The sequence below is a fragment of the Micromonospora sp. CA-248260 genome, assembly GCF_050942205.1.
Lineage (GTDB): Bacteria > Actinomycetota > Actinomycetes > Mycobacteriales > Micromonosporaceae > Micromonospora > Micromonospora antibiotica.
This window is the reverse complement of the sequence record NZ_CP192021.1, coordinates 6,514,858-6,541,222: the sequence shown is the minus strand read 5'-3', so window position 1 is coordinate 6,541,222 and position 26,365 is coordinate 6,514,858. Positions and strand designations below refer to the sequence as shown.

22 protein-coding genes and 3 pseudogenes are annotated in these 26,365 nt (G+C 72.9%); 14 read left to right on the top strand and 11 right to left on the bottom strand.

Annotation, left to right across the window (positions count from 1 at the left end; genetic code table 11):
- The first annotated feature begins 270 nt into the window (after nt 1–270).
- Together ACQP2H_RS28445 and ACQP2H_RS28440 are read left to right on the top strand one after the other, a co-directional pair.
- Nucleotides 271–2,112 carry a glycerol-3-phosphate dehydrogenase/oxidase gene (locus tag ACQP2H_RS28445; RefSeq protein ID WP_374197529.1) on the top strand — a complete coding sequence of 614 codons (1,842 nt, stop codon included), beginning with the start codon at nt 271–273 and terminating at the stop codon, nt 2,110–2,112.
- A 116-nt stretch (nt 2,113–2,228) separates the two neighbouring features.
- Nucleotides 2,229–2,735: a hypothetical protein gene (locus ACQP2H_RS28440; protein WP_219464941.1), complete on the top strand. Its 507-nt coding sequence runs from the start codon at nt 2,229–2,231 to the stop codon at nt 2,733–2,735.
- Nucleotides 2,736–2,773: 38 nt separating this feature from the next.
- On the opposite strand, the gene ACQP2H_RS28435 is transcribed toward ACQP2H_RS28440, so the two are convergent.
- A complete protein-coding gene (locus ACQP2H_RS28435) occupies nt 2,774–4,174 on the bottom strand; it encodes an FAD-binding oxidoreductase (protein WP_357538120.1) in 1,401 nt (466 codons plus the stop codon).
- A 35-nt stretch (nt 4,175–4,209) separates the two neighbouring features.
- On the opposite strand from ACQP2H_RS28435, the pseudogene ACQP2H_RS28430 reads away from it, so the two are divergent.
- A pseudogene (locus ACQP2H_RS28430) lies at nt 4,210–4,377 on the top strand (DUF4031 domain-containing protein); the annotation flags it as partial.
- A gap of 124 nt (nt 4,378–4,501) precedes the next feature.
- Here the strand turns inward: ACQP2H_RS28430 and ACQP2H_RS28425 are convergent.
- A complete protein-coding gene (locus tag ACQP2H_RS28425) occupies nt 4,502–5,137 on the bottom strand; it encodes an HD domain-containing protein (protein ID WP_219464935.1) in 636 nt (211 codons plus the stop codon).
- A 52-nt stretch (nt 5,138–5,189) separates the two neighbouring features.
- Here ACQP2H_RS28425 and ACQP2H_RS28420 point away from each other — a divergent pair, with 52 nt between their 5' ends.
- Together ACQP2H_RS28420 and ACQP2H_RS28415 are read left to right on the top strand one after the other, a co-directional pair.
- The gene (locus tag ACQP2H_RS28420) at nt 5,190–6,455 is read left to right on the top strand and encodes an FUSC family protein (protein ID WP_433229509.1); all 1,266 of its coding nucleotides are present in this window, start codon (nt 5,190–5,192) and stop codon (nt 6,453–6,455) included.
- A 67-nt stretch (nt 6,456–6,522) separates the two neighbouring features.
- Nucleotides 6,523–8,001, top strand: a pseudogene (locus ACQP2H_RS28415) (PrsW family intramembrane metalloprotease); the annotation flags it as partial.
- A 348-nt stretch (nt 8,002–8,349) separates the two neighbouring features.
- Here the strand turns inward: ACQP2H_RS28415 and ACQP2H_RS28410 are convergent.
- Entirely contained in the window at nt 8,350–9,486 is a 1,137-nt protein-coding gene (locus tag ACQP2H_RS28410) for a hypothetical protein (RefSeq protein ID WP_433229507.1), read from the bottom strand.
- 15 nt (nt 9,487–9,501) lie between these two features.
- Between ACQP2H_RS28410 and ACQP2H_RS28405 the strand changes: the two genes are divergently transcribed.
- Genes ACQP2H_RS28405 through ACQP2H_RS28395 form a run of 3 tightly spaced genes read left to right on the top strand, consistent with a single transcriptional unit; the run spans nt 9,502 to nt 11,617 of the window.
- Nucleotides 9,502–9,720, top strand: coding sequence for a hypothetical protein (locus ACQP2H_RS28405; RefSeq protein ID WP_219464929.1), 219 nt, complete (start codon nt 9,502–9,504; stop codon nt 9,718–9,720).
- Nucleotides 9,717–10,343: a tetratricopeptide repeat protein gene (locus ACQP2H_RS28400; RefSeq protein ID WP_219464927.1), complete on the top strand. Its 627-nt coding sequence runs from the start codon at nt 9,717–9,719 to the stop codon at nt 10,341–10,343. The genes ACQP2H_RS28405 and ACQP2H_RS28400 overlap by 4 nt, the downstream gene beginning before the upstream one ends.
- 8 nt (nt 10,344–10,351) lie before the next feature.
- Nucleotides 10,352–11,617: a glycosyltransferase gene (locus ACQP2H_RS28395; RefSeq protein ID WP_208567859.1), complete on the top strand. Its 1,266-nt coding sequence runs from the start codon at nt 10,352–10,354 to the stop codon at nt 11,615–11,617.
- Nucleotides 11,618–11,668: 51 nt separating this feature from the next.
- Here ACQP2H_RS28395 and ACQP2H_RS28390 read toward each other — a convergent pair whose 3' ends face one another.
- On the bottom strand, nt 11,669–11,836 hold the full coding sequence (locus ACQP2H_RS28390) for a hypothetical protein (protein WP_208567860.1): 168 nt from the start codon (nt 11,834–11,836) through the stop codon (nt 11,669–11,671).
- A gap of 158 nt (nt 11,837–11,994) precedes the next feature.
- Complete coding sequence (locus ACQP2H_RS28385; RefSeq protein ID WP_208567861.1) at nt 11,995–12,342, bottom strand: GroES family chaperonin; 348 nt, start codon at nt 12,340–12,342, stop codon at nt 11,995–11,997.
- Between the two features lie 114 nt (nt 12,343–12,456).
- Here ACQP2H_RS28385 and ACQP2H_RS28380 point away from each other — a divergent pair, with 114 nt between their 5' ends.
- Nucleotides 12,457–13,875 carry an AI-2E family transporter gene (locus ACQP2H_RS28380; protein WP_433229504.1) on the top strand — a complete coding sequence of 473 codons (1,419 nt, stop codon included), beginning with the start codon at nt 12,457–12,459 and terminating at the stop codon, nt 13,873–13,875.
- A 64-nt stretch (nt 13,876–13,939) separates the two neighbouring features.
- On the opposite strand, the pseudogene ACQP2H_RS28375 reads toward ACQP2H_RS28380, so the two are convergent.
- Nucleotides 13,940–16,165: pseudogene (locus tag ACQP2H_RS28375) on the bottom strand (ATP-dependent DNA helicase); the annotation flags it as partial.
- Nucleotides 16,166–16,273: 108 nt separating this feature from the next.
- Here ACQP2H_RS28375 and ACQP2H_RS28370 point away from each other — a divergent pair.
- Nucleotides 16,274–16,780: a DUF402 domain-containing protein gene (locus ACQP2H_RS28370; protein WP_219464922.1), complete on the top strand. Its 507-nt coding sequence runs from the start codon at nt 16,274–16,276 to the stop codon at nt 16,778–16,780.
- 48 nt (nt 16,781–16,828) lie between these two features.
- Here ACQP2H_RS28370 and sigJ read toward each other — a convergent pair whose 3' ends face one another.
- Nucleotides 16,829–17,785, bottom strand: coding sequence for an RNA polymerase sigma factor SigJ (gene sigJ, locus ACQP2H_RS28365; protein WP_433229502.1), 957 nt, complete (start codon nt 17,783–17,785; stop codon nt 16,829–16,831).
- 140 nt (nt 17,786–17,925) lie between these two features.
- On the opposite strand from sigJ, the gene ACQP2H_RS28360 reads away from it, so the two are divergent.
- From ACQP2H_RS28360 to ACQP2H_RS28350, 3 genes are all read left to right on the top strand, one after another.
- The gene (locus ACQP2H_RS28360) at nt 17,926–18,927 is read left to right on the top strand and encodes a PPK2 family polyphosphate kinase (RefSeq protein ID WP_219464920.1); all 1,002 of its coding nucleotides are present in this window, start codon (nt 17,926–17,928) and stop codon (nt 18,925–18,927) included.
- 119 nt (nt 18,928–19,046) lie between these two features.
- Nucleotides 19,047–19,673, top strand: coding sequence for a DUF47 domain-containing protein (locus tag ACQP2H_RS28355; protein WP_067311399.1), 627 nt, complete (start codon nt 19,047–19,049; stop codon nt 19,671–19,673).
- Between the two features lie 4 nt (nt 19,674–19,677).
- Entirely contained in the window at nt 19,678–20,682 is a 1,005-nt protein-coding gene (locus ACQP2H_RS28350) for an inorganic phosphate transporter (RefSeq protein WP_208567867.1), read from the top strand.
- Between the two features lie 53 nt (nt 20,683–20,735).
- On the opposite strand, the gene ACQP2H_RS28345 is transcribed toward ACQP2H_RS28350, so the two are convergent.
- Nucleotides 20,736–21,704, bottom strand: a complete 969-nt coding sequence (locus tag ACQP2H_RS28345) for a Gfo/Idh/MocA family protein (RefSeq protein WP_433229500.1) — start codon at nt 21,702–21,704, stop codon at nt 20,736–20,738.
- Between the two features lie 234 nt (nt 21,705–21,938).
- Here ACQP2H_RS28345 and ACQP2H_RS28340 point away from each other — a divergent pair, with 234 nt between their 5' ends.
- Nucleotides 21,939–22,832 (top strand): NUDIX hydrolase, encoded by an 894-nt coding sequence (locus ACQP2H_RS28340; protein ID WP_433229498.1) that lies wholly within the window; start codon nt 21,939–21,941, stop codon nt 22,830–22,832.
- Between the two features lie 558 nt (nt 22,833–23,390).
- Here ACQP2H_RS28340 and pstB read toward each other — a convergent pair.
- Genes pstB through pstC form a run of 3 tightly spaced genes read right to left on the bottom strand, consistent with a single transcriptional unit; the run spans nt 23,391 to nt 26,364 of the window.
- A complete protein-coding gene (pstB, locus tag ACQP2H_RS28335; RefSeq protein WP_208567870.1) occupies nt 23,391–24,167 on the bottom strand; it encodes a phosphate ABC transporter ATP-binding protein PstB in 777 nt (258 codons plus the stop codon).
- A gap of 17 nt (nt 24,168–24,184) precedes the next feature.
- On the bottom strand, nt 24,185–25,273 hold the full coding sequence (gene pstA, locus ACQP2H_RS28330; RefSeq protein ID WP_208567871.1) for a phosphate ABC transporter permease PstA: 1,089 nt from the start codon (nt 25,271–25,273) through the stop codon (nt 24,185–24,187).
- Nucleotides 25,270–26,364 (bottom strand): phosphate ABC transporter permease subunit PstC, encoded by a 1,095-nt coding sequence (pstC, locus tag ACQP2H_RS28325; protein ID WP_219464917.1) that lies wholly within the window; start codon nt 26,362–26,364, stop codon nt 25,270–25,272. Before pstC ends, pstA begins: the two co-directional genes overlap by 4 nt.
- Nucleotide 26,365: the final 1 nt, after the last annotated feature.

Below are 26,365 nucleotides of genomic sequence, written 5' to 3'. Positions count from 1 at the left end.
ACCGGTCACGGAACGTGCGCGTTGCGTGGAGAGCAGCAGAGCAAAGGATCCGAGGGAGCGATGTGGGGGATGGGCGGGGGATGCGGCGATCGGGCTGGTCACGGCGATGGAGAGGTGGCGTGAGGGGCGAAGGGGCCGGCGAGAAGCCGATTACGGAGAGTCATCGAGGCGATCCGGAGGAGTCTTGCTCAGTGTCACCGGATCGGCGGTGCGGATCTCGGCGGGCTCCAGGCCTGCTGCGGGTGGGACCCGGCGGGTTACGGTGGACGGGTGCGTGACCCCAATGTGACCCGATCCGCCGCTGGTCAACTCTCGCCCGAGCGCCGTGCCGCCGACCTGCGCCGGCTGCGGTCCGAGCGATTCGACGTGCTGGTCATCGGCGGTGGGGCGACCGGTGCCGGTGCCGCGTTGGACGCCGCCTCCCGGGGGCTCAAGGTCGCCCTGGTCGAGGCCCGCGACTTCGCCGCCGGCACCTCCAGCCGGTCCAGCAAGCTGATCCACGGCGGCCTGCGCTACCTGGAACAGTTGGAGTTCCACCTGGTCCACGAGGCGCTGACCGAGCGAGGGCTGCTCGCCACCCGACTCGCCCCGCACCTGGTCCGACCGGTCCCGTTCCTCATCCCGCTCCCCGCCGGCCGGGGGCTGCGCGACCTGCCGGCCCGGCTGTTCCGCCGCTCCTACTACGGGGCCGGGGTGGCCGCCTACGACGCCTTCGCCGGCCTCTTCGGCACCGGCCGGGGAATGCCGCTGCACCGGCACCTGACCCGCGAGGGTGCCCGCCGGGTCTTCCCCAGCCTGCGGGCCGACGCGCTGGCCGGGGCGATCCGCTACTACGACGGCCAGGTCGACGACGCCCGGCTGGTGGTGACCCTGGCCCGCACCGCCGCCAGCCTCGGCGCGACCGTGGTGACCAGCGCCCGCGCCGTCGGGCTGGTGCGGCAGGCCCGGGAGGTCACCGGGGTCCGGGTCCGCGACCTGGAGGCACCCCCCGGCAGCCCGGATGCGGAGTTCGAGGTACGCGCCCGCACCGTCATCGCCGCCACCGGCGTGTGGAGCGACGACATGTCCCGGATGCTCAACGACGTCGGGCTGCGCCCCGGCATCCGGGTCCGGGCGTCCAAGGGGGTGCACCTGGTGGTGCCCCGCTCGGCGATCACCGGCGAGACCGGGCTGATCGTGCGGACCGCGACCAGTGTGCTCTTCGTCATCCCCTGGGGCGGGCACTGGATCATCGGCACCACCGACACCGACTGGCGGCTGGACCGCTCCCACCCGGCCGCCTCCGCCCGCGACATCCAGTACCTGCTCGACCAGGTCAACCTGGTGCTGGACCGGCCGCTGTCGAGTGCGGACATCGAGGGCGTCTACGCCGGGCTGCGCCCACTGCTGGCCGGTGAGGCCGACTCCACCTCCAAGCTCTCCCGGGAACACGCGGTCTTCGAGCCGATGCTCGGGCTGCTGCTGGTCGCCGGCGGCAAGTACACGACGTACCGGGTGATGGCCACCGACGTGGTCGACCGGGCCGCCCACCGGCTCGGCGGCGTACGCCCCTCGCGCACCGCCGACCTGCCACTGCTCGGCGCCGACGGGTACGCCTCGATGTGGCGGGACCGGGCCGACCTGGCCCGCCGGCACGGGGTCCCCGTCGGTGTGGTCGAGCACCTGCTGGAGCGGTACGGCACGCTCACCCTGGAACTGCTGGCGCTGATCGCCGCCGACCCGCTGCTCGCCTCACCACTGGCCGGTGCCCCCGAGTACCTGGCCGCCGAGGTGACCTACGCCACCCGCTCCGAGGGGGCGTTGCACCTGGAGGACGTGCTGACCCGGCGTACCCGGATCTCCTTCGAGACGACCCACCGCGGGCTCGACTCGGCCGGGCACACGGCGGAGTTGATGGGGGCGGTGCTCGGCTGGGACGCGGCCACCCGGGACCGGGAGATCGCGCACTACCGGGCCCGGGTCGAGGCGGAGCGGGAGTCCCAGCTCATGCCGGACGACGCGACCGCCGACGCGGCCCGGTTGGGTGCGCCCGACGTCCGGGGTTTCGCCGCCGACCGGGGCGTCGACGGCGTCGAGGGTGGCCACGTCGGACTCCCGACGTCCACCCGCTGACCGGTCCCGGGCGGCGGCACCCGTCGATGCCGGGCCGGCGGTGGGCGGTCCCACCCGCTGGCGGCGGTCCGGTCGGCCGGTTCCGGACGGCACCCGGGGTGGGATAGGTTCCGCGCGTGGTTCCCCCTCAGTGGTCGCGTGCGCTCACCGTCCCCGCCGTCGCCGCCCTGACGGTCACCCTGGCCGGCTGCGCGATGGCCGACCGGGACGGCGGTTCCACAGCGGAGGGCCGGGGCGGGACGACATCCCCGGGGGTGACCGCCAACCGGGTCAGCCTGGTGCAGAAACTCGGCGACGACGGTCCACTGCGGTCCTTGACCGTCGAGCCGGACGGCCGGTGGGAGTGTGACGACTGTGCGGGCGACGGGGTCACCTCGACCGGCTCCCTCGACGCCGAGCAGGTGCAGCGGTTGCACAAGCTGCTCGCCGACCCGCGGCTGGCCCAGGAGACCGACCAGGCCCGCAGATACCGGGCGAGCTGCATCGACGCGCTGACCTCCAGCCTGCTCACCACGACCGGTCTGGTCACCTCGCAGGACTGCCCGGGCGAGGAACGACCGGCGGTGGCCGGGGAGATCCTGCTCCTGCTCACCCAGGCCACCCCCGCCGAACCCACCCGCTGAGCGATCCGGGCCCGCCACGCCCGGTCCGGCGGGTCGGCTCAGAGCACCTTGCCCGGGTTGAACAGCCCGGCCGGGTCGAGCGCCGCCTTGATCGCCTGGTGCACCCGGACGCCGACCGGGCCGATCTCCCGGGCCAGCCAGTCCCGCTTGAGCAGCCCGACGCCGTGCTCACCGGTGCAGGTGCCGCCCAACTCCAGGCCGAGCCGGATGATCTCGTCGAAGGCCAGTCGGCCCCGCTCCAGGCTCGCCGGGTCGGCCCGGTCCACCACGATGTTCGGATGCAGGTTGCCGTCCCCGGCGTGGCCGACCACCCCGATCGGCACCCCGCACTCGACGGCGATCCGGGCCACCCCGTCCAGCAGGGTGGCGAGCGCCCCCCGGGGCACCGCCACGTCGTCGATGATCAGGCCGCCGTTGCCGTCCGGGTAGGTGTCGGCGGCGAACTTCTCCATCGCCGGGTGGGCCAGCCGCCGGGCCTGGAGCAGCGCCGCCGCCTCCACCGCGTCGGTGGCCGCATACACCTCCGCGGCGCCGGCCGCCGTGCAGACCTCGGCGATCCGGGCCAGGTCCGCCGCCGCCCGGGGGCCGGTGTCGGCGGCCGCGAGCAGCAGCGCCTCGGCGTCGGTCCGCAACCCCATCGGCCGGTACGCCTCGATCGCCCGCAGGTGCGTCCGGTCGAGCAGCTCCAACAGGCTCGGGGTGAGCCCCCGCGCGGCGATCCCGGCCACCGCCGTACCCGCCCCGGCGGTCGAGGCGAAGACCGCCACCATGGTCAGTGACTCCTCGGGCACCGGCCGCAGCGACACGGTGACCTCGGTGATCACCCCGAGGGTGCCCTCCGCGCCGACGAAGAGCCGGGTCAGGTCGTACCCGGCAACCCCCTTGGCGGTACGCCGGCCGGTGCGCAGCACCTCGCCGGAGGCGAGCACCACCTCCAGCCCGAGGACGTACTCGGTGGTCACCCCGTACTTGACGCAGCACATCCCGCCGGCGTTGGTGGAGACGTTGCCACCGATCGTGGAGGACTCCCAGGAACCCGGGTCGGGCGGGTAGTACAGGCCCTGTTGCCGGACGGCGCGGGCCAGTGTGGCGTTCACCACGCCCGGCTGCACCACGGCGATGCGGGCCACCGGGTCGATCTCCCGGATCGCGGTCATCGCGACGGTGCTCACCACCACCGCGCCGTCCACCGCGTTCGCCGCGCCGGCCAGGCCGGTCCGCGCCCCCTGCGGCACCACGGGTACGCCGTGCCGGGCCGCCGCCCGGACCACGGCCACCACCTGTGCGGTGTCCCGGGGGCGGACGACCACCAGCGGCGTACCGGCGGCGCAGAGGTCCGCCTCGTCGCGCCGGTGCAGCCGTAGCAGGTCCGGGTCGGTGAGGACGGCCTCGTCGCCGAGGGCCGCCCGCAGGTCGTCGAGGAGGGGGGAGCCAGCCATGCGGCCGAGGCTAACCGGCGGCTAGATTGGCCGCCATGCTCTACCTGGACCGGCCCGCCTGGCCGTGGCGCGGCCGGCTCTGGTCGCACCTGATCAGCGACGTCTCCCCGGCCGAGCTGCACGTGTTCGCCGAGACGCTGGGGGTGCCCCGGCGCGGGTTCGACCGGGACCACTACGACATCCCCGCCGACCGGTTCGCCGTGGCGGTGTGGCTCGGCGCCCGGGTGGTGCCCAGCCGGGAGATCGTCCGCCTGCTGTACGCCGCCGGCCTGCGCCGCCCCAAACACCTCAACCCCCCCCGGGGCGCCGGTGACGCCGGACGGTTAATCAGCGCAGAGACGCCAGCTCGCGGTGGAGGTTGGCGCGGGCCGGTTCCTCCCAGTGGGCGGCCAGCGGGGGCAGCCGGAACAGGGCGGGCAGGGCGAGCAGCCCGTCGAGGACCCGCGCCCGGCCGGTACGGAAGTCCGCCTCGGGCACATGCGCGTACTCGGCGCGGATCGCGGCGGCGTACCCGTCGTACACCTCGGGGGGTGTGGCCAGGATCGCCAGGTCGGCGTCGCAGAGCAGCGCGCCGTCGCGGTCGCCCGGGGTGACCCGGTGCCCGGCGGTGAGCAGCACCAGCCGGCGGACCTCGGCCACCGTGGCGGCCGGCACCCCCAGCCCGGTGAGCAGGGTGCCGGCCAGCGCGGCACTGGCCTGCTCGTTGGTGTCCCCGGCCGCGCGTGGGTCGTAGACGGCGTCGTGCGTCCAGGCGGCGAGCGCGACCCGCTCCGGCCGGTCGGCGAGGTCGGCGTGCCGGTCGGCCACGTCCAGCACCGCCCGCAGGTGGCGCTCCGTGTGGTAGCGCCGGTGCGGTTCCCGCCAGCGGGCCAGCAGGTCGACCCCGGCGGCGGTCAGCGCCGGCCCGTCGACGGCCCCGCAGGCGAGCGCCGCCGCCACCCACCTGTCGATCAGTCCGGTCACCCGGACGATTGTGCCGCAGGGATGAACCGGTGCGACGTGGGTAGTCCCCGCCATGGCGCTGGCCCGGGACCGACAACCGTCGCTGCTGCGTCGGGCCGGGCTGCGTGACGCCGGGAACGACGTCGACACCGCGCGGATCGCCGGTGCCATGGCCTACCTGCGCACCCGGGGCCGGGCCACCCTGCACGACCGGCTGCACCAGGTGCACCTGGCCCTGGGCCTGGCCGTGCAGGCGGGCCTGGCCGCCGCGCTGGCCTGGATCGTGTCGCACCACCTGCTGGGCAACCCGCAACCGGTGTTCGCGCCGATCTCGGCGGTCGGCACCCTGGCCGCCTCGGTGGGCCAGCGGCTGCGCCGGACCGTGGAGCTGATCGTCGGGGTGGCGGTCGGGGTGTTCCTCGGCGACGTGCTGATCTACTTCCTCGGCACCGGGGGCTGGCAGCTCGGGTTGGTGGTGACCGCGGCCATCGTGCTCACCACCTTCTTCGGGGCCAGTGTCGCGGTGGTGATCCAGGCCGCCGCGACGGCCGTGCTGATCGTCACGCTGAGCCCGTCCACCGAGGATCTGGAACTGCCCCGGTTCGTCGACGCGTTCGTCGGCGGCGGCATCGCCCTCCTGGTCACCGCTATCCTGCTGCCGCTCAACCCGCTCCGGGTGATCAACCGGGCGGCCCGGCCGGCGCTGGACCTGCTCGCCGGCCAGCTCGACGTCTGCGCCCAGGCGCTCCGCGACCGGGACCGGGGCGCCGCCCAGCGGGCGCTGGACCGGCTCCGGGAGAACAAGGAGGAACTGGCCACCTTCACCGAAGCGATCGAGGGAGCCAAGGAGACCAGCACGCTCTCCCCGGCCCGGTGGCACCGGCGCAGCGAACTGACCCACTACGCCGAGGCGGCCGACCCGATCGACCGGGCGATGCGCAACAGCGGCACCCTGATCCGCCGGTCGGTCACCATGATCGAGGACGACGAGCCGGTGCCGGAGCCGATGCCGGACGCGGTCGCCCACCTGGCCGAGGCGGTCCGCCTGCTGCGGCACGAGTTCGCCGTCGGGGACGAGCCGGAGCGGGCCCGGGAGCGGTCGCTGCGCGCGGTCAGCGAGGCCGGCCGGGCGTACGACCAGGGGGTCGGGTTCTCCGGCAGCGTGGTGATCGCCCAGGTACGGACCACCGCCAGTGACCTGCTGGTCGCCTCGGGGATCGAGCAGGAGGACGCCAACCGGCTGATCCGGCAGGCGTTCGGCGACAAGGAGAAACCGGGCGGTAGTCCGGCCGAGCAGCACGCCGCCCCGAAACCCCCGACCGCGCCGCCGCTGGGCTGACCCGGCCCCGGACCGGGCCGACCCGCCCGCAGCGCCGGCCGGACCGCCCACCGCGCACCGGGAGAGCCCGGCCGAACGGGCCGGGGATGACTACGCTGATCCGCATGGCCGACACCCCGCCCGGCGGGCCCCGCTGCCCGCGCCCGCCGTACCGTCGCCGGACGCCGCCGCGCCCCGGATGCCGCTGCGCCGCCTCGGCTGGCGGCGGGTCCTGGCGCTGGCCGGGGTGGTGCTGTTGATCGCGGCCTGCGCGGTCTACATGCTCTACACGCTCGGCTCCAACCTGGGCCTGGACGCGCTGCTGGTCGGGGTGACGGCGGCGATCCTGCCGGTGCCGGTCCTGGTGGCCTGCTTCCTCTGGCTCGACCGGTACGAACCTGAGCCGCTGAAGTACCTGATCTTCTGCTTCGCCTGGGGCGCGTTCGTCTCCACCGCCGCCTCGCTGACCGTCAACAACAGCTTCGCCGCCCTGTTCAAGGAGTGGGGGGTGTCGTCGTCGCTGACCGGGGTGCTGGTGGCCCCGTTCATCGAGGAGCTGACCAAGGCGCTCGGCCCGATCCTGCTATTGATCTTCCGCCGCCGGGAGTGGTCCGGGATCACCGACGGTCTGGTCTACTGCGGGCTCTCCGCCGTCGGGTTCGCCATGGTGGAGAACATCCTCTACCTGGGCGGCCTCGGCTACGCCTCGGGCGTCGACCAGTGGGGGCCGGCCACCGGCGTCCGCAACGTCATCGTCATCTTCATCTCCCGGATCCTCTTCTTCGGCTTCGCCCATCCGCTGTTCACCTCGATGACCGGGGTGGGGCTGGGCATCGCCGCCCGTACCGCCGACCGGCGGATCCGGGTGCTCGCCCCGATCGCCGGCCTGCTGCTGGCGATGATGCTGCACGGCACCTGGAACCTCATCCCGACGCTCGTGCAGGCCACCGGCCAGGCGGTGATCTTCTTCTACGGCATGGTCGCAGTGATGGTGCCGATCTTCTTCGGCATGGTCGGTTTCGCGGTCTGGTTGCGGGCCTGGGAGGGGCGGCTCACCGAGCGGACCCTGCCGGACTATGTGCGGGCGGGTTGGTTGAGCCCGCCCGAGGTGGCCGCCCTGGGCAGCCTGGCCCGCCGGCACGCCGCCCGGACCTGGGCCCGGCGGGTGGGTGGGGACGCCGGGTTGCGGGCGATGCGCGGTTACCAGTTCGCCGCGACCCGGCTGGCGTTGTTGCGCGACGGGATGCGGCGCGGGCTGGACCGTAAGCCGGCGGAGCGGGAGCGCACCCTGCGGGAGGAACGGCAGTTGCTGGAGACGATCGCTGCGTACCGGTCGTTCTTCGTCGGCCGGGACCCGCAGACGCCGGTGGGGGTCTGGGACGGTCAGCGCTACCACCTGCGGTTCCCGGACGGTAGCCAGCGGACGGTCGACGCCCCGGACTCGCCGGTGGTGCCGATCCCGGTGGTGCTGACCCCACCGCCGCCCCCGGCCTACCCGGCGGGCTACGGCCCGCCCGGCTGGTACGGCCCCCGCCCGGCCGCCCCGTGGCCGCCCGGCCGGTACTGAGCGGCCAACTCCGGTCGAGACCGACCCGCCCTCGATCGCCGGAGGCGGACGGTTCCGTCGGCGTGTGCGCATCGCCGCCGGTTGCCACCGCCGGCCGCACCACGATCGGGGCACGTTCGGGTGCGGGGATCGTGCCGTAGCTTCACGAAGAATGTCCGCCTTTCCTGAATGCCTCCCGCCTTAGCGGAAACCCCTCTTATTGGACGAATCGGTCGAATAAGCTACAACTCGCCCGTAAGCGTCCTTAGGTCGCAGAAGGGCAACTCTGGGTATCTGGGTGGCTCTCTGGAGGGGTTCATGAGTAACAGCCGACGGCTGCGGCGAGGACTGAAGCGTGGTCGCGCCGCTTCAGGGCTGAGTTCCGCCCTGATCGTGGTCGGGATGACGGGTGGGCCCGCGGTCGCGGCGCCACCCCTGGAGACCACGCCGTCCGCGCAGGGCGTGCGTACCGGCACGCCCGGTCCGCTGGGCCAGTACGGCGGGTGGCCGGCGTCCCGGTCGACGGTCCGCCAGGACGGTGTCGGACCTGATGATTCCTGGGAGAGCTACCCCGACGATCCGGCGGACTGCGGCCCGCAGGGCTGGCAGGGACCGTGGGGTGGGCACGACGGGGGCAAGGGCCACTACCCGCCTGGCCCGAAGAAGGGCCCCCAGGGCCCCCAGGGTGACGCGGGGGCGCAGGGTGACACCGGCGCGCAGGGTGCTCAGGGTGACACTGGTGCTCAGGGGCCTCAGGGTGCGGCTGGTGCGCAGGGTGCTCAGGGTTTTCAGGGTGCGACCGGTGCTCAGGGTGCGACCGGTGCTCAGGGTCCGCAGGGTGATGCGGGGGCGCAGGGTGCTCAGGGTGACACCGGTGCTCAGGGGCCTCAGGGCGCGGCTGGTGCGCAGGGCGCACAGGGTTTCCAGGGTGCTCAGGGCGACGCAGGTGCTCAGGGTGCGACCGGTGCTCAGGGTGCGACCGGTGCTCAGGGTGCGACCGGTGCTCAGGGTGCGACCGGTGCTCAGGGGCCGCAGGGTGATGCAGGGGCGCAGGGTGCTCAGGGGCCGCAGGGCGATGCGGGCGTGCAGGGGCCGCAGGGTGTGCAGGGTCCGCAGGGTGTCGCGGGTGTGCAGGGTCCGCAGGGTGTCGCGGGCGAGACGGGTGCCCAGGGGCCGCAGGGTGTCGCGGGTGCGGCAGGCGCGCAGGGTGCGCAGGGTTTCCAGGGCGACGCCGGCGCGCAGGGTGCTCAGGGACCGCAGGGCGATATCGGTCCACAGGGTATCCAGGGCCCCCAGGGCGTTCAGGGTGCCCAGGGCGACGTGGGCCCGCAGGGTGCTCAGGGACCGCAGGGCGACGCGGGCGTCCAGGGCGCGCAGGGCGCGCAGGGAACGGCGGGTAACGGAATTCAGGCGGCCTACATCCAGGGCCCGCTGACCGTGATCGCGGACACGCCCGTTGACTTCGGGTGTGTGCCCGGAGACATCGCTGTCGGCACCGGATACCAACTGTCGGGTGCGGGCGTGAATCCGGTGCTGATCCAGCCGCTCTCGATCAGTGGCTACCAGTTCACCTTCACCGGCGGGGGTGCCGACATCTGGGTGTCCTGCATCTCGCCCAGCACCCCGCTGGCGTTTGCCCCTACCGCCGACAGGTCGGATCGGGCAACGGCGGACAGCAGCCGTACCAGCCGGCCGAACCGCAAGTCGGACCGCCCCGGTTCCGTCAAGGAGGAGAAATGAGCACACGTCAGATCCTGGGTTCACTCGCCTGTGGTGCGGTCCTGCTCGCCGGAGTCCCGGCATGCAGTGCGAAACCCGACGACAAGCCGCAGGTCAGCAGTTCCGGCAGCAGCGACAGTGCGAACGGCGGTTCCCCCACCGGAACCACTGCGGCTGATCTGTTGAAACTCGGTGTCGAGCAGGGCCAGGCCGGTGACTACGACGCGGCGAAGACCAGCTTCGAGAAGGTGCTGGCCGCCGAGGCCGACAACAAGTTCGCCTGGTTCAACCTGGGCTTCATCGCCCAGTCGCGCAACCAGGCCGACGAGGCGATCAGCAACTACGACAAGGCGTTGTCGGCCGACGGCGAATACAAGCCGGCCCTCTACAACAAGGCCATCGTCCTGGAGGGCAGTGCGCCGACGACGTCGATGGAGATCTACCGCAAGGTCGTGTCCATCGACGACAAGGCGTCGACCGCCTATCTCCGACTGGGCGTGCTGCTGTCCAAGTCCGGTGACGACGCGGCGGCGCGGGATGCCTTCAAGGCGGCCATCCGGCTGGACAAGCGGCTCACCTCTGCCGTTCCGGCCAAGTACCGGCCGGCCCCGACGGCTCGGGCCTCCACGCCGGCGGGCAGGTGACTGACCCGATGCACACACCGCGCGTCACGGTCTTCACCGGGAGCAACCGTACCCGGTTCATCGACGAGTGCTTCCGTTCGCTGGTGGCGCAGACCTTCACCGACTGGGAGTGGGTTGTCGTTCTCAACCAGGGGTCCCGGTGGCGGCCCGAGACTCACGACGATCGCATCCGGCTCATCGTCCAGGACGACCTCAATGGTGTGGGTGCCGTGAAGGGGTTCGCCTGCGCCGAGGCCGTCGGGGACATCCTGGTCGAACTCGACGACGACGATCTGCTCAGCAGCGACTGCCTGCAGGAGATCGTCGAGGCCTTCGACTCCCACCCGGAGGTGGGGTTCGTCTACAGCGACACCGCCCAGATCCAGGAGGACGGTGGTCGCTGTGAGGACCGCTTCGCGAGTTCGTTCGGCTGGCGGCACTACGACGAGAAGGTGGATGGCCGCGAGGTGCTGGTCTGCCGAGCGTTGCCGCCGACGCCGCACAACGTGAGCTACATCTGGTACGCGCCGAACCACGTGCGGGCCTTCCGTCGGGACATCTACGAGAAGGTCGGCGGATACGACGAGTCGCTCGACGTCGCGGACGACGCCGACCTGATGGCTCGGATCTACCAGGTGAGCGAGTTCCACCACATCCAGAAGTGTCTCTACCTGCAGCGCATGCACGCCAAGAACACGCAGCGCATGCCGGAGTTCAATGCCCGTATCCAGCAGCGTACGGTCGAGATCTACGACCGGAACGTCCAACACAACGCGTTGGCCTGGTCGCGGCGACAAGGACTTCTGGCACTCGACCTGGGTGCGGCCCACAACAAGCCGGAGGGCTATCTCGGCCTGGACTGTCGCGACGGGCCGGGCGTCGACCTGGTTGGCGACGTGACGAAGGGGGTCGACCTGCCGGACGGGAGCGTCGGGGTCATTCGGGCCGTGGACTTCCTGGAGCACATCCCGGACAAGATCGCGCTCTTCAACGAGCTGTACCGGTTGCTCGCCCCGAACGGGATGCTGTTGTCGCTGACCCCCAGCACCGACGGCCGGGGTGCCTACCAGGACCCGACACACGTGGCGTTCTACAACGAGAACTCGTTCTGGTATTTCACGGACGCCAACTACTCCCGTTTCGTGCCGGAGATCCGGTGCCGATTCCAGGCGTCGCGGTTGGTCACGTACTTCCCCAGCGAATGGCACCAGGCGCACAACATCCCGTACGTCTCGGCGAACCTCATCGCGATCAAGGACGACGCCCTGCGCAACGGCGGCCTGCTGAACATCTGACCCCGCGTCCCGCGCCGGCGATCGGGTCGTGCCCGGCCGGGACCGGTCAGGTCAGGTCATCAGGGTGGTGAGGAAGTCGCCGAGGCCCTGGGCCATCGCCATCAGGGCCGCCCCGATCCCCTTGAACAACTGCGCCGCCCCGTCCGGGCGGAACGCCATGAAGTAGATCAGGAAGGCGACGCTGCCCCAGAGCAGCACCTTCTTCACGAGAACCGGCATCGTCCCTCCCCAGGGCACCTGGATGTGCCTGGCTTCCCGCCAGGAAGCCGGACAAACCGGGAAGCAGGCCGGGTCGGGGAGAGCGCGACGAACCGGGAAGCAGGCCGGGTCGGGGGGCCGCGACGAACCGGGGAGGCCGGTCGAGCCGGTGGGCCGTCCTACAGGTAGAGGCCGGTGCTGCCGGTGGACTCGCTCTCCACCCGCTCGGCGGCGACCGCGTGCACGTCCCGCTCACGCAGCAGGACGTACCCCCGGCCGTGTAGTTCGACCTCGGAGCGGTCGTCGGGGTCGAAGAGCACCCGGTCGCCGGCCACCACGGCCCGCACGTGCGGGCCGACCCCCACGGCGGTGGCCCAGGACAGTCTCTTTCCGACGGCGGCGGTGGCCGGGATGACGATGCCTGCGGTGGAACGGCGTTCGCCCTCGCTGCCGTCCACCTTCACCAGCACCCGGTCGTGCAGCAGGCGGATCGGCAGGCCGGTGTCGAGGTTCGGGTCGACGGTCACGCCAAGACGCTACCGTGTGCTGCGGCGGCGTCCACCTGGTGGTGGAGCCGACGGGGTGCGGGCGGTGGGGTCGAGGCGGGCGCGGGTGGCTGGAGATGGTGCGGTTCGGGCAGGTTGAGCCGGTGCCGCGCGGGGCATTGGGTGGCGGAACTGCCCTACGGTGGCGGGCATCCGGGCGTACCCTGTCCGGGCCGTCGCCGTCGGCGATCCGGCGTCGTTCTTCAGGAGGTGCGCTTGAGCCGCTTCGAGCGGGTACGCGGCCGGCTCCGCCGCGCGTACGAGTCCGGACGGGAGTCGGTCCGCGCGGGGCGTGCCGACCCGGTCGACGTACCCGAGGGCGCCGCAGTGGCCACCCCCGCGTCGCCCGGCCCGCCGGCCGCCCCGTCGGCGACGGTGGTCGGGGTCGAGCCTCCGGCGGCCATGCACAACTCCACCTCCAGCCGCGACGACGCGGACGTGCCGCACGCGCTGCGGATCGCCGCCGCCTGGTCGTGGCGGTTGATCGTGATCGGCGTGGTCACCTGGGCGCTGCTGAGGATCGTCGGGACGATCAGCATCGTGGTCATCCCGCTGGCGGTGGCGCTGCTGCTCTCCGCGCTGCTCGCCCCGGCGGTGGGCTGGCTGCTGCGGGCCCGGTTCCCCCGCTCGCTGGCCACCGCCGTGGTGATGGTCGGCGGGCTGGTCGCGGTCTTCGGCACGCTGACCCTGGTGGTCAACGAGTTCATCCAGGGTGTGCCGGAGCTGAGTGAGAAGTCGTCGCAGGGGGTGCGGCAGATCCAGGACTGGCTCAAGACCGGCCCGCTGCACCTGTCCGACAGCCAGCTCAACCGCTACATCGAAGAGGCGCAGACCTGGATCAACGGCAACACCGAGAAGTTCACCAGCGGGGCGCTCGCGACCGCCACCACCCTGGCCGAGCTGCTCACCGGTGCCGTCCTGGTGCTCTTCGCCACCTTCTTCTTCCTGCGTGACGGCAGCCGCATCTGGCGGTTCCTGGTCCGCCTGCTGCCGGTCGCCGCCCGGTGGAAGGTCGACGACGCCGGTCGGGCCTCCTGGGCGACGCTCGGCGCGTACGTGCGGGCCACCGTGCTGGTGGCGTTCATCGACGCGGTGGGCATCGGCATCTTCCTGGTGGTCTTCGACGTCCCGTTCGCGTTCCCGCTGGCCGCCCTGGTGTTCCTCGGGGCGTTCATTCCGATCGTCGGCGCGTTCCTCTCCGGGGTGGTGGCGGTGCTGGTGGCGCTGGTCGACAGCGGCCCGGTGACCGCCCTGATCATCCTGGGTGTGGTGATCGGTGTGCAGCAGGTCGAGGGGCACCTGCTCCAGCCGTTGATCATGGGTCGGGCGGTGGCCATCCACCCGCTCGCGGTGATCATCGGGATCGCCGCCGGGGTGGTGCTCGCCGGCATCACCGGCGCGCTGGTCGCGGTGCCGCTGATCGCGGTGCTCAACACCGCCGTCCGCCGGCTCGCCGCCCGCAGCGTGCCGGACACCCCGCCCGACGCCGTGGTGGTCGCCGCCCAGGCTCCCTGACCACAGACCGACGACACCCCGGCAGCCGCCCGTTCCCCTGTGGGGGCGGGCGGCTGTCGCGTGGTCAGAGCTTGGCGAGGCGCTCCAAGGCGCCCTGGGCGACCTCGGGCCGGGTGGTGTACCAGAACGGTGGCAGGGAGCGGCGCAGGAACGGGCCGTAGCCGCGCGCCGTCTCCAGCCGCGAGTCGAGCACCGCCACCACCCCCCGGTCGCCGGTGGCCCGGATCAGCCGACCCACGCCCTGGGCCAGCCGGACCGCGGCGATCGGCACGCTGACCGCCGAGAAGCCGGAACCGCCGCCCGCGTCCACCGCCGCCGCCCGCGCCGCCGCCAGCGGCTCGTCGGGGCGCGGGAAGGGTAGCCGGTCGATCACCACGAGCTGGCACGCGTCGCCCGGCACGTCCACCCCCTGCCAGAGCGACATCACCCCGAACAGGCAGCTCGACCGATCCTCGCGGAACCGGCGCACCAGCAGCGGCAACGCCTCCTCGCCCTGGAGCAGCACCGGCAGGTCGGTGCGCGCCCGGACCAGCTCCGCGGCCTGCTGCGCGGCCCGCCGGGAGGAGAACAATCCGAGGGTACGACCACCGAGCGCGCCGACCAGCCGCAGCAACTCCTCGCCGGCCGCCTCGGGCAGCCCGGAGACGCTGGGCCGGGGCAGGTGCGCGGCGACGTACAGGATGCCCTGCCGGGCGTAGTCGAACGGTGAGCCGACGTCGAGGGACGACCAGCCCGGCCCCGACGTGGCCGGTACGACGCCGGTGGCGGCCCGGCTGCCCGGTGTGGTGGCGACCCCACCGGCCTGGAGTGCGGCGGACGCGGTGCCCCCCGGGACGACGCCGGTCGACCGGCCGGCGGCGGCGGTGGCCAACGCGGCGGCGGCCGGGGACGGTGGGGCGGGCGGCGGCGCGTCCAGGCCCAACGCCCGGGCCACCGTGTCGAACCGGCCGCCCAGCGCCAGGGTCGCCGAGGTGGCGACCACGGTGCGCTCGTCGTACAGGTGGGTGGCGAGGGTGCCGGCGACCGACAGCGGCGCGACCACCAGCGCCCGGCGGCTGCCGTTGTCCGGCTTCTCCACCCAGGCCACGTCGTGGTCACCCTCCTCCAGCAGCCGCTGCGCGGTGGTCGACAGCTCGTCGAGCACCGCCTTGGCCTGCTGCTTACGGACCGGGTCCGGGTCGTCGGCCTTGACGTCGCCGATCGCGTCGAGCGCGGCCCGGGTGGCCGCGTCGAGCAACGTGCACGCCTCGCGCAACGGGCCGGGCAGCCCACCGGTGAGCCGACCGGCGGGTGCCTCGGCCAGCCCGACGGCGAGCGCGTCACCGGCCTCGGTGAGCCGGTCGGCGACGTCCGGTCGCAGCAGCGGGCGGGCCCGCCGGGCGGACCGGTCGATCAGCTCCGGCACCAGCTCGGCCTGCGCGGCCGAGGAGACCCGGTCGGCCAGCTCGTGCGCCTCGTCGACGATCAGCAGCTTGTGCGGCGGGACGATGTGCCGGCCGGCCAGCATGTCCACCGCGAGCAGGCTGTGGTTGGTGACCACCACGTCGGCCTCCCGGGCGCGGGCCCGGGACGCCTCGGCGAAGCACTCCTGGCCGAACGGGCAGCGGGACGCCCCCACGCACTCGCGGGCGGGCATCGAGACCAGCCGCCACGCCTGGTCGTCGACCCCCGGGTCCAGCTCGTCCCGGTCGCCGGTGTCGGTCTTCTCGGCCCAGTCGCGCAGCCGTTGGATCTGCTTGCCCATCCGGCCGGCCTCGCCGAGCCACTTCGTCCCGCCGGCGGGACGGGCGGCGGGGGCGTCGAAGAGGGTGTCCTCCGGCTCGTCCTCGGTGGAGTTGTCCAACCGGGCCAGGCAGAGGTAGTGGTGCCGGCCCTTGAGCACGGCGAAGGTGGGACGGCGACCGAGCAGCGGCTCGACCGCGTCGGCGAGCCGGGGCAGGTCGTGCTCGACCAGCTGGGACTGCAACGCCAGGGTGGCGGTGGAGACCACCACCGGCCCGTCCACGGTCAACGCCGGGGCCAGGTAGGCAAGCGACTTTCCGGTGCCGGTGCCCGCCTGCACCAGCAGGTGCTCGCGGGCGGCGACGCTGCGCTCGATCGCCTCGGTCATCTGCTGCTGGCCCGGCCGGGTCGCGCCGCCGGGGACCGCGCCGACCGCCGCCGCGAGCAGTTCGGTGCCGCTCGGTCGGCCACCGCGCCGTCGGCCGGAGCGGGCCGACGGGGTGCTGGGGCCGGCGGCGGTACGGGGCGGAGTCACCGTGCGACGGTACCCGCCGCCGCCGACAGTGGACGCGCCGCTGCCCCCCCGCGTGGCGCGGTCACCGTCCGGATTGTCGCCACCCCGTACCGGTCAATTCCCTACGGCGACGAGTGGGTGGAATCGGCTAGGGTGCGACTCATGCCGAGCGACACGATCCGTGTGATCTACCGCAAGTACGACGGCAGCGCCCACCGTGACTACCCGGCCCGCCGGCTGGCCGAGGACGACCTCGGGGTGTGGCTGGGGGTGACCGAGGGCACCGAGTCGGTCTACCACGGCCGCCCCTCGGTGGAGCGGATCCCCTTCGTCCTGCTGGTGCCGCACCGGGCCTGGTGGACGGGGATGTTCAACCCGCCGCCACGGACCAGCGAGGTCTACTGCGACATCGCCACCCCGGCCCGCTGGGAGGGCGACGACACCGTGCACCTGATCGACCTCGACCTGGACGTGGTGCGCCGCCGGGGCACCGGGCTGGTGGAGCTGCGCGACGAGGACGAGTTCGCCGAGCACCGGGTCCGGTTCGGCTATCCGGACGAGGTGGTGGCGCAGGCCCAGGCGGCGGCGGCCCGGCTGCTCACCGCTCTCGGTGACGGCACCGAGCCGTTCGCCTCGGCGTACCGGAAGTGGCTGGCCCTGGTGGTCTGATCCGGGGCGGGCTGGTCCGCCCGGGGCCGGTCGGTCGACGGGGGCGGGTCACCAGCGCGGTGGCCAGGTGGCGTCGGGGGCCAGCTTGGGCAGCCGGGGGAGCTTGTCCGGGTTGAGCTGGTGGAACAGGCCGGTGACCCGGCCGTCGTGCACGGCGAACCCGGTGACCATCCGCAGCAGCCGGCCGTCGGGCTGGACCGTCTCCAGGTGCAGGCCGAGCACCCCGTCGACCAGCACCGGCGCGGCGCGCAGGCGTTGGCCGTACCGGCCGGCCCGGGCGAAGAGGCCGAGCAGGAAGCGGGCCACCGGGTCGACGCCGACGATCGGTCGCCGGGCCGTCGGGAAGTGCCCGCCGCTGTCGCCGATCAGCACCACGTCCGGGGCGAGGACCCGGACGAGCGCGTCGAGGTCGCCGGATTCGGTCGCGGCGGCGAAGGCGGCGAGCACCCGGCGCTGCTCGGCGGGGTCGGCGGTGTGCCGGGGCACGTCGTCGGCGGTGACCGCCCGGCGGGCCCGGGAGGCGTGCTGGCGGGCCGCCTCGGGGGTGCTCGCCAGCACCTCGGCGATCCGGGCGAACGGCACCGCGAACACGTCGTGCAGGACGAAGGCGACCCGCTGCTCGGGGCTGAGCCGTTCCAGGACGACCAGCAGGGCGGTGCCGAGCTGGTCGCGCCGGACGGCCCGGTCGGCCGGGTCGGGGGCGAAACCGTCCGGTCCCGGCACGCCACCGCCCAGCGGGGTGACCACCGGCTCCGGCAACCACTGCCCCGGGTACGTCTCGCGGCGGACCCGGGCCGAGCGGAGCACGTCGAGGCAGATCCGGGCGCAGGTGGTGGTGAGCCAGCCGCCCAGGTGCCTGATCTCGGCCCGGTCGGCCGGGTCGGCGAGCGCCCCCGAGTACCGCAGCCAGGTTTCCTGGACGGCGTCCTCCGCCTCGCTGCGGCTGCCGAGCATCCGGTACGCCACCGCGGTGAGCCGCCCGCGTTCGGCCTCGAACTCCGTCACCAGGTCCACCGTCACCACAACCTCCCCGGGGTCGAGCGGATTCTCCCCCACCCACCGGACGGGCCGGCGGCGGCGGATGTGACACCGCCCCCGGCCACGCCCGGGAGGCGGTGGGTGCGGTGGTGGGCGAGGATCGGGGGATGCGCGCAGACGAGCAGACGGAGATCGTCGCACCCGAGGGTGGGACGGTGCGGGAGTTGTTGCGGGTGCCCTCCGGCGACGGACCGGTCGACCTGGGGGCGGTCGACCCCCGGTCCACCCCGGGTCTGCCGGCGGCGGCGGGCGGGGGGAAGGACCGTAAGCCCTGGGCCCGCCGGCAGGTCGAGCTGATCGGTGCCGGGTTGGCCCGGCAGCAGGAGATGCTCTTCGCCACCGCCAAGGCGGCCGGTGAGCCGGACGCGCCCACCTCGGCTCCGACCGGTGGCGGGTCGAAGCTGCGGCCGGGGCGGCCGGGGCGGCTGCTGCTGGTACTCCAGGCGATGGACTGCGGGGGCAAGGACGGCACCGTGAAGCGGGTGGCCGGCGCGATGAACCCGCTCGGCCTGCACATCCGGTCCTTCGGCCCGCCGACCCGGCAGGAGCTGCGGCACGACTTCCTGTGGCGGATCCGCCGGGCGCTGCCCCCACCCGGGTACGTCGGGGTCTTCAACCGGTCGCACTACGAGGACGTGCTGGTGGCCCGGGTCGACGCCCTGGTGCCGGAGGAGACCTGGCGGGCCCGGTACGACCGGATCAACGCCTTCGAGCGGGAGCTGACCGACGGCGGGGTGACCCTGGTGAAGGTGATGCTGCACATCTCCCCGCAGGAGCAGGCGCGGCGGTTGGCGGATCGGTTGACCGACCCGACGAAGTTCTGGAAGTACCAGCCGAGCGATCTCGACTCCCGGGCCCGCTGGGGCGACTACCAGGCCGCGTACGCGGAGGCGCTGGGGCGGTGCGACACGGATGCCGCGCCGTGGTTCCTGGTGCCGGCGGACCGTAAGTGGTACCGGGACTGGGCGGTGGCGCATCTGCTGCGGGAGACGTTCGAGGGTCTTGATCTGGGGTATCCCGCTGCGGCTTTCGACGTGGAGCGGGAGCGCCAGCGGTTGGCGAGTGGCGGCGGTGGCGGCCGAGGTGAACAGCAGATGAACGAGCGGTGAATCGGGTCTGACCAGGGGTGGGCCGACGGAGGCCCACTCCGGTGGGGTACCTAGCATGCTTCAGCGGGCGCCCCCTGGGGCGGCGGCCACCCTTCCACCGACACGACGAGGTCCGTGCTGTGAAGTTTTCCTTCCGTCCCACCGAGGGCGCTTTCTACGAGCTCTTCACCAGGGCCGCGCAGAATCTGGTGAAGGGCACCGAGCTGCTCAACGAGCTGGCCCTGCCCGGCGTCGACGTGCAGTCGGTCAGCGAGCGGCTGACCGAGGTCGAGCACGACAGCGACCAGATCACCCACGATCTCTACAAGAAGATCAACTCCACCTTCATCACCCCGTTCGACCGGGAGGACATCTACCGGCTGGGCTCGCTGCTCGACGACGTGATGGACCACCTGGAGGCGGTCGGCAACCTGCTCTACCTCTACGGCCTCACCAAGCTCCCGTCGCTGCCGCGCGAGCTGCACGAGCTGGTCAACGTGCTCGACCTCCAGGCGAAGCTGACCGCCGAGGCGATGCCCCGGCTCAAGTCGATGAAGGATCTGGAGGACTACTGGATCGAGTGCAACCGGCTGGAGAACGACGGCGACCAGGCGTACCGGATGCTGCTGGTCCGGCTCTTCTCCGGCGAGTACGACGCGCTGACCGTGCTGAAGATGAAGGAGGTCGCCGACGAGTTGGAGGCCGCCTGCGACGCCTTCGAGCACGTGGCGAACACCGTCGAGACCATCGCGGTCAAGGAGTCCTGATCCTGTGAGTCCCGAACTCATCGCCGTGCTGGCGGTGATCGCGGTGGCCCTGGCGTTCGACTACACCAACGGCTTCCACGACGCCGCCAACGCGATCGCGACAAGCGTCTCCACCCGGGCGCTGACCCCCCGGCTCGCCCTGGGCCTGGCCGCGGTCGGCAACTTCGTCGGCGCGCACTTCGGTGCCGGCGTGGCCAAGACCGTCGGCGACGGCCTGGTCACCCTGCCCACCGGGGTGGGCAGCCTCGGAGTGGTCTTCGCCGGGGTGCTCGGTGCCATCGCCTGGAACCTGATCACCTGGTACTTCGGCCTGCCCTCGTCGTCCTCGCACGCGCTGTTCGGCGGGTTGGTCGGGGCGACCCTGCTCTCCACCGGCGGTGTGGTGCAGTGGGTCACCATCGGCGAGAAGGTCATCCTGCCGATGGTCCTGTCGCCGATCGTCGGCCTCACCCTCGGTTACCTGCTGATGCTGGCCATCCTGTGGGCGTTCCGCAAGGGGCAGCCCGGCAAGCTCAACCGGGGCTTCCGCTGGGCGCAGACCGCCTCGGCGGCGGCCATGTCGGTCGGCCACGGCATGCAGGACGCCGCGAAGACCATGGGCATCGTGGTGCTGGCCCTCTACACGGGCGGTTTCCAGGACGACAAGACGCACATCCCGGGCTGGGTCTTCTGGACCTCGGCGACGATGCTGGCGCTCGGCACGTACGCCGGTGGGTGGCGGATCATCCGGACCCTCGGTCGCAAGATCATCGACCTGGGCCCGCCGGAGGGCTTCGCCGCCGAGACGGTGGCCAGCGCGGTGCTCTACTTCAACGCCCTGGTGCTCAAGGCCCCGATCTCCACCACCCACACGATCACCTCGGCGATCATGGGGGTAGGCGCCACCAAGCGGCTCTCCGCCGTGCGCTGGAACGTGGCCGGCAACATCGTGCTCGCCTGGATCATCACCTTCCCGGCCGCCGCGCTGATCGCCTGCCTCACCTACCTGGTGGTCCGCCCGCTGTTCTGACCGCCGTCGGGAGGGGCGCCCCGGTCCCGGGGCGCCCCTCGGCGACGCCGTGCTCAGGCGTACTCGACGCCGATCCGGGTCCGGATGTCGTCCAGCAGGGCCATCACCTCCAGGGTGACCGCGTGCGGCACGAGCGGGCTTTCGGTGAGCCCGGCGGCCAGGCAACGCTGCACCTCGGCGGCCTCGTACTGGTAGCCGCCGCCGGCCGGGTCGTCGGTGAGCGTCTCCGGCTCGGCCCCGGCCCGGTGCAGCACCGCCGACCCGGGGCGGAAGAACGGCTCGGGCAGTTCGATCCGGCCGGTGGTGCCGGTGATCGCGGCGGTCAGCGGGGTCGCCCCCACCATGCCGCAGCCGAGTGTGGCGACCGCACCCGAGTCGTACCCGAAGACGATGCCGGTGTTCTCGTCCACCCCCTCCGGGCTGAGCTTCGCCCAGGCATGCACGTGCTGCGGCGCACCGAGCAGCAGGTGGGCCAGGCTCACCGGATAGACGCCCAGGTCCAGCAGGGCACCGCCGCCCAGCGCCGGATTGCGCATCCGGTGCTCCGGCGGGAACGGCCCGGCCACCCCGAAGTCGGCCCGCACACCGGTCACCTCGCCGATCGCCCCGGCCCGGACCAGCTCGACCAGGCGCAGGATCAGCGGGTTGGTCCGCATCCACATGGCCTCCATCAGGAAGACCCCCCGGGCCCGCGCCAGGTCGACCAGCTCGGTGCTGGTGGCCAGGTCGAGGGTGAACGGCTTCTCCAGCAGCACCGCCCGCCCGGCCTCCAGGCAGATCCGGGCGGCCTCGTGGTGGGCGGCGTGCGGGGTGGCCACGTAGATCGCGTCCAGCTCGTCGTCGGCGGCCAGCTCCGCCCAGGAGCCGTACGCCCGGCCGGCGCCGTACCGGGTGGCGAACCGCTCGGCGCTCTCCGTCGTCCGTGAGCCGACCGCGACCAGCTCGGCCCCGGGCACCAGCCGTAGGTCCTCGGCGAACCGGCCGGCGATGTGGCCGGTGGACAGAATCCCCCAACGTGTCATGGGTTCACGCTAACCCGCCGCCCAAGCCGGCCCGCCGCCACTGTCCGGCCGGCCCGCCGCTGTCGCCCGGGCCTGCCCGCTGGCCGTCGTCTGCCCGCTCGCCGCCGTTGGTCCGGTCGCTGTCCGCCCAACCGTCACCCCGGCTGCGGCCCGGTCGCTGGTCCGCCCGGCGGCGGCGTACCACCGGGGTCGTCGGCCCCGGGGTGGTCGGTGTGTCGGGGCTAGGCTCGGCCCATGACGATCGACAGTCCCGGTTTTCCCGCCCCGCCGGCCCTGGTCGAGCACGCCCGTCGGTTCCACGCCGAGGGGGCCACCCCGGTGTCGCCCCGGGTCGCGGCCACCGTGCTGCTGCTCCGCCCGGCCGGCACCGACTTCGAGGTGTACGTCATCCGCCGGGTCGCCGCGATGGCCTTCGGCGGGGTGTACGCCTTCCCCGGCGGTGGCGTGGACCCGTCGGACTCCGAGGCGCACCTGGACTGGGCCGGTCCCGATCTGGCGGCCTGGGCGGAACGGCTGGGTGTCGCTCCCGACGCCGCGCAGGCGGTGGTGTGCGCCGCCGCGCGGGAGGTCTTCGAGGAGGCCGGCGTGCTGCTGGCCGGGCCCGGCGGCGGAACGGTGGTCGGTGACGTCAGCGGGGACGACTGGGAGACCGCGCGGCAGGACCTGGAGGCACGTCGACGGGGCTTCGCCGGGCTGCTCGCCGAGCGGCAGCTCACCCTCCGGTCCGACCTGCTGCTGCCCTGGAGCCGGTGGATCACCCCGGAGTTCGAGCCGCGCCGCTTCGACACGTACTTCTTCGTTGCTCTGCTGCCCGAGGGGCAGCGGACCCGGGACGTCTCCGGCGAGGCCGACCACACCATGTGGGTCCGCCCGGCGGATGCCCTAGCCCGCGCACGGGCCGGTGAGCTGACCATGCTCCCGCCCACCCTGGTCACCCTGGCCGAAGTGGCCGCCGCCGCTGCTGCTGCCGACGGCGCTGCCGGTGCCGGCGCCGGTGTTGCCGCCGGTGATGGTGCCCGTTGCATTGCTGCGGTGGCGCGTGCCTCGGCGGCCCGGGACGCGGCCACCCCGGTGACCCCCCGCCTCCACGTCCCCGAGGACGGTACCCCGCACTTCACCCTCGCCTGACCCGGCCACGTTCCGCGTCGGGCGGTCCAGCGGCTGCCGGCCTCCACCGCAGCTGGTCGGTCTGGGCCAGCCTGCTCCGGTCGGTGTGAGTCGCGGTGGTCGGGCCGGTGTGGGCCAGCCTGCTCCGGCCGGTGTGAGTCGCGGTGGGCCGGCCGGTGCGGGTCGGTGCCGCTGTGCCCCCGCCGCAGCCGGTTCCCGCCGCAGCTGGTGCCGCTGCGCCTCCACCCGTGTAGGTCCACCTCGGGCCCTTTCGAGTTGATGACGCTGGCGGCTCACCAGCACCGCCGGTGCGGGCACTTCGCCATGGCACCGGGGCGGGACCCTCGTCAGGACGGTGGTACCGGTGACGTCGCCGGGCGGGTGAATCGTCGACGTCATCAGCTCGACAGGGCCCGAAGGAGTGTTCCGAAACCCCGCCCCCCTGCTCCGGCGGTCGCCCCCCGCAGGGACTCCCACCCCCGCAGCACGCCCCACCCCGCATGCCCCACCCCCGCACGCCCCGGCGCAGCGGAGCGGCCGGGGTCAGCCGGAGCGGCCGGCGTAGCGGAGCGGCCGGGGTCAGCCGAAGCGGCCGGTGATGTAGTCCTCGGTCTTCTTCTGGCTCGGGTTGCTGAAGATCTTCTGGGTGTTGTCGTACTCGATGAGCCGGCCGGGGTCGCCGGTCTTCTCGATCGAGAAGAAGGCGGTGCGGTCGGAGACCCGGGCCGCCTGCTGCATGTTGTGGGTGACGATGATGATGGTGAACTTGTCCTTGAGCTGGAACATCAGGTCCTCGATGGCCAGCGTCGAGATCGGGTCCAGGGCCGAACAGGGCTCGTCCATCAGCACCACCTGCGGCTCGACCGCGATGGTCCGGGCGATGCACAGCCGCTGCTGCTGACCACCGGACAGGCCCGCGCCGGGCTTGCCGAGGCGGTCCTTGACCTCGTCCCACAGGTTCGCCGCGCGCAGCGCCTTCTCGGCGGCCTCGTCCAGGATGGACTTCTTGCGCACCCCGTTGAGCCGCAGCCCGGCCACCACGTTCTCGAAGATGCTCATGGTGGGGAACGGGTTCGGTCGCTGGAACACCATGCCGATCATGCGGCGGACGGCGGTCACGTCGACGTCGCGGTCGTAGACGTCCTGACCGTCGATGGTCAGGCTGCCCTCGACCCGGGCGCCCGGCAGCACCTCGTGCATCCGGTTGATCGACCGCAGGAAGGTCGACTTGCCGCAGCCGGACGGGCCGATCAGGGCGGTGACCGTCTTCGGCTCGACCGTCAGGTTGATGTTCTCGATCGCCTTGAAACCGCCGTAGTAGGCGGTCACGTCGGTGGCGTCGATGCGCTTGGCCATGGTGGTACCTCCGGGGTTCATCGGCCGAGCCGGTTGCGGCGGGCCAGCAGCTTCGCGGCGACGGTGAGCACGAGCACGAGGACGACCAGGGTCAACGCCGCCGTCCAGGCCCGTGCCGGTGAGTACTTCGACGCCTCGCCGGCCTGCTGGTAGACGAACAGGGCCAGCGACGACTGGTTGTTCTCGAACGGGTTGAAGTTGATCGCCGCACCACCACCGGCGACGAGCAGCACCGGGGCGGTCTCCCCGGCGGCCCGCGCGATGGAGAGCATGATGCCGGTGACGATGCCGGGCAGCGCGGTGGGCAGCACCACCCGCAGGATGGTCTTCCACTTGGGTACGCCGAGGGCGTACGCCCCCTCGCGCAGCGGCGCGGGGACCAGCCGCAGCATCTCCTCGGTGGAGCGGACCACCGTCGGCAGCATCAGCACGCTCAACGCGAGCGCGGCGGCGAAGCCGGAGAAACCGGGCTGGCCGTCGTTGAACCACGGGGACACGATCAGCACCCAGAAGGCCAGTACGAACAGGCCGGTGACGATGGACGGGATGCCGGTCATCACGTCGACGAAGAACCGGATGGTGAAGGCGAACCGGCCCCGCCCGTACTCGACGATGTAGATCGCGCAGAGCACGCCGAGCGGGACGGTGATCGCGGTGGCGATGCCGACCTGCTCCAGGGTGCCGACGATGGCGTGGTACGCGCCGCCGTTGGCGTCGCGGGCGCCGATGTTGTTCATCGAGCTGCCGAAGAAGTCGCCGTCGAGCCGGGCGGTGCCCTTGCTGAACAGCGTCCACACCACCGAGGCCAGCGGCAGCACGGCCAGCACCAGGGCGGAGTGGATCAGGGCGCTCCAGAACCGGTTGCGGGCCGACCGGCGGCCCTCCACCGCGTTGGCGGCGGCGAACAGGCCGGCCAGGTAGAGCAGCGCGCCGAGCACCACGACCAGGACGGGGCCGCCGAGGTCGACGCCGTAGACGAGGCCGGCGGAGACCAGCAGGGCCAGCACCGCCAGGGCGGGGGCGGCGTACCCGGGCAGGCGTTTCGCCCGCAGGCTGTCCGGCTGGGCCGGTGGGCGGGAACGGCGGGGGGTGAGCGTGGTGGTCATGCGGCCGACTCCGTGAACTCGCGGCGGCGGTAGATGATCGCCCGCGCGGTGATGTTGACGACCAGCGTGATGGCGAAGAGCACCAGGCCGGACGCGATGAGCGCACCCCGGCCGGTCTCGTTGGCCTCCGCGAACCGGTTGGCGATGTTCGCGGCGATGCTGTTGCCGCCGTTGGCGAGGATGTTGAACGAGATGGCGTACGTCGAGCCAAGGGTGAGCGCGAGCGCGATGGTCTCGCCGAGCGCCCGGCCGAGGCCGAGCATGACGGCGGCGATGATGCCGGGCCGGCCGTACGGCAGGACCGCCGTGCGCAGCATCTCCCAGCGGGTGGCCCCCAGCGCGATGGCGGCCTCCTCGTTGGCGGTCGGGGTCTGGAGGAACACCTCGCGGGAGAGTGAGGTGATGATCGGCAGCACCATGATCGCCAGGACGAGGGACCCGAGCAGGATCGAGTTGCCGTACGGGCCGTCACCGAAGATCGGGATCCAGCCGAAGTACCGGTTCAGCCAGGCCGACAGGTCGGCGACCGGCCCGACCAGGTAGTCCCGCCCCCACAGGCCGAACACCACGCTCGGCACGGCGGCCAGCAGGTCGATCACGAAGCCCAGGGCGGTGCCGAGCCGCCGCGGCGCGTAGTGCGACAGGTAGAGGGCGATGCCCAGCGCCACCGGCACCGCGACCAGCAGGGCCAGCAGCGCGGTGAGCAGGGTGCCGAAGGCTAGCGCGCCGATGCCGAACGTGGGTGGATCGTCGTTGGGGAACCAGCCCTCGAAGGTCCAGAAGTTCGCACTGTTGGCCCGCAGCGCCGGCACGGCCTTGGCGACCAGGAAGACCGCGATGGCCGCGATGACGACCAGCACGGTGACACCGGCGGCCAGGGTCACGCCACGGAACGCCCGTTCCGCGCCGAACGCGCGGGCCCGGGGCAGCCCGCCGCCCCCGCCCAGGCCGTGGTCGTCGTCGTGGGGGGTACGGGTGCTGACTGGTGCCTCGGCCACACGCGCCGAGGCACCGGCGGACCGCTCGTGACCCTGGGTCACGGCATGCCCACCGGTGCCGGCGTGTGCCGAGCGGTGAGGGGTTTCACCCATC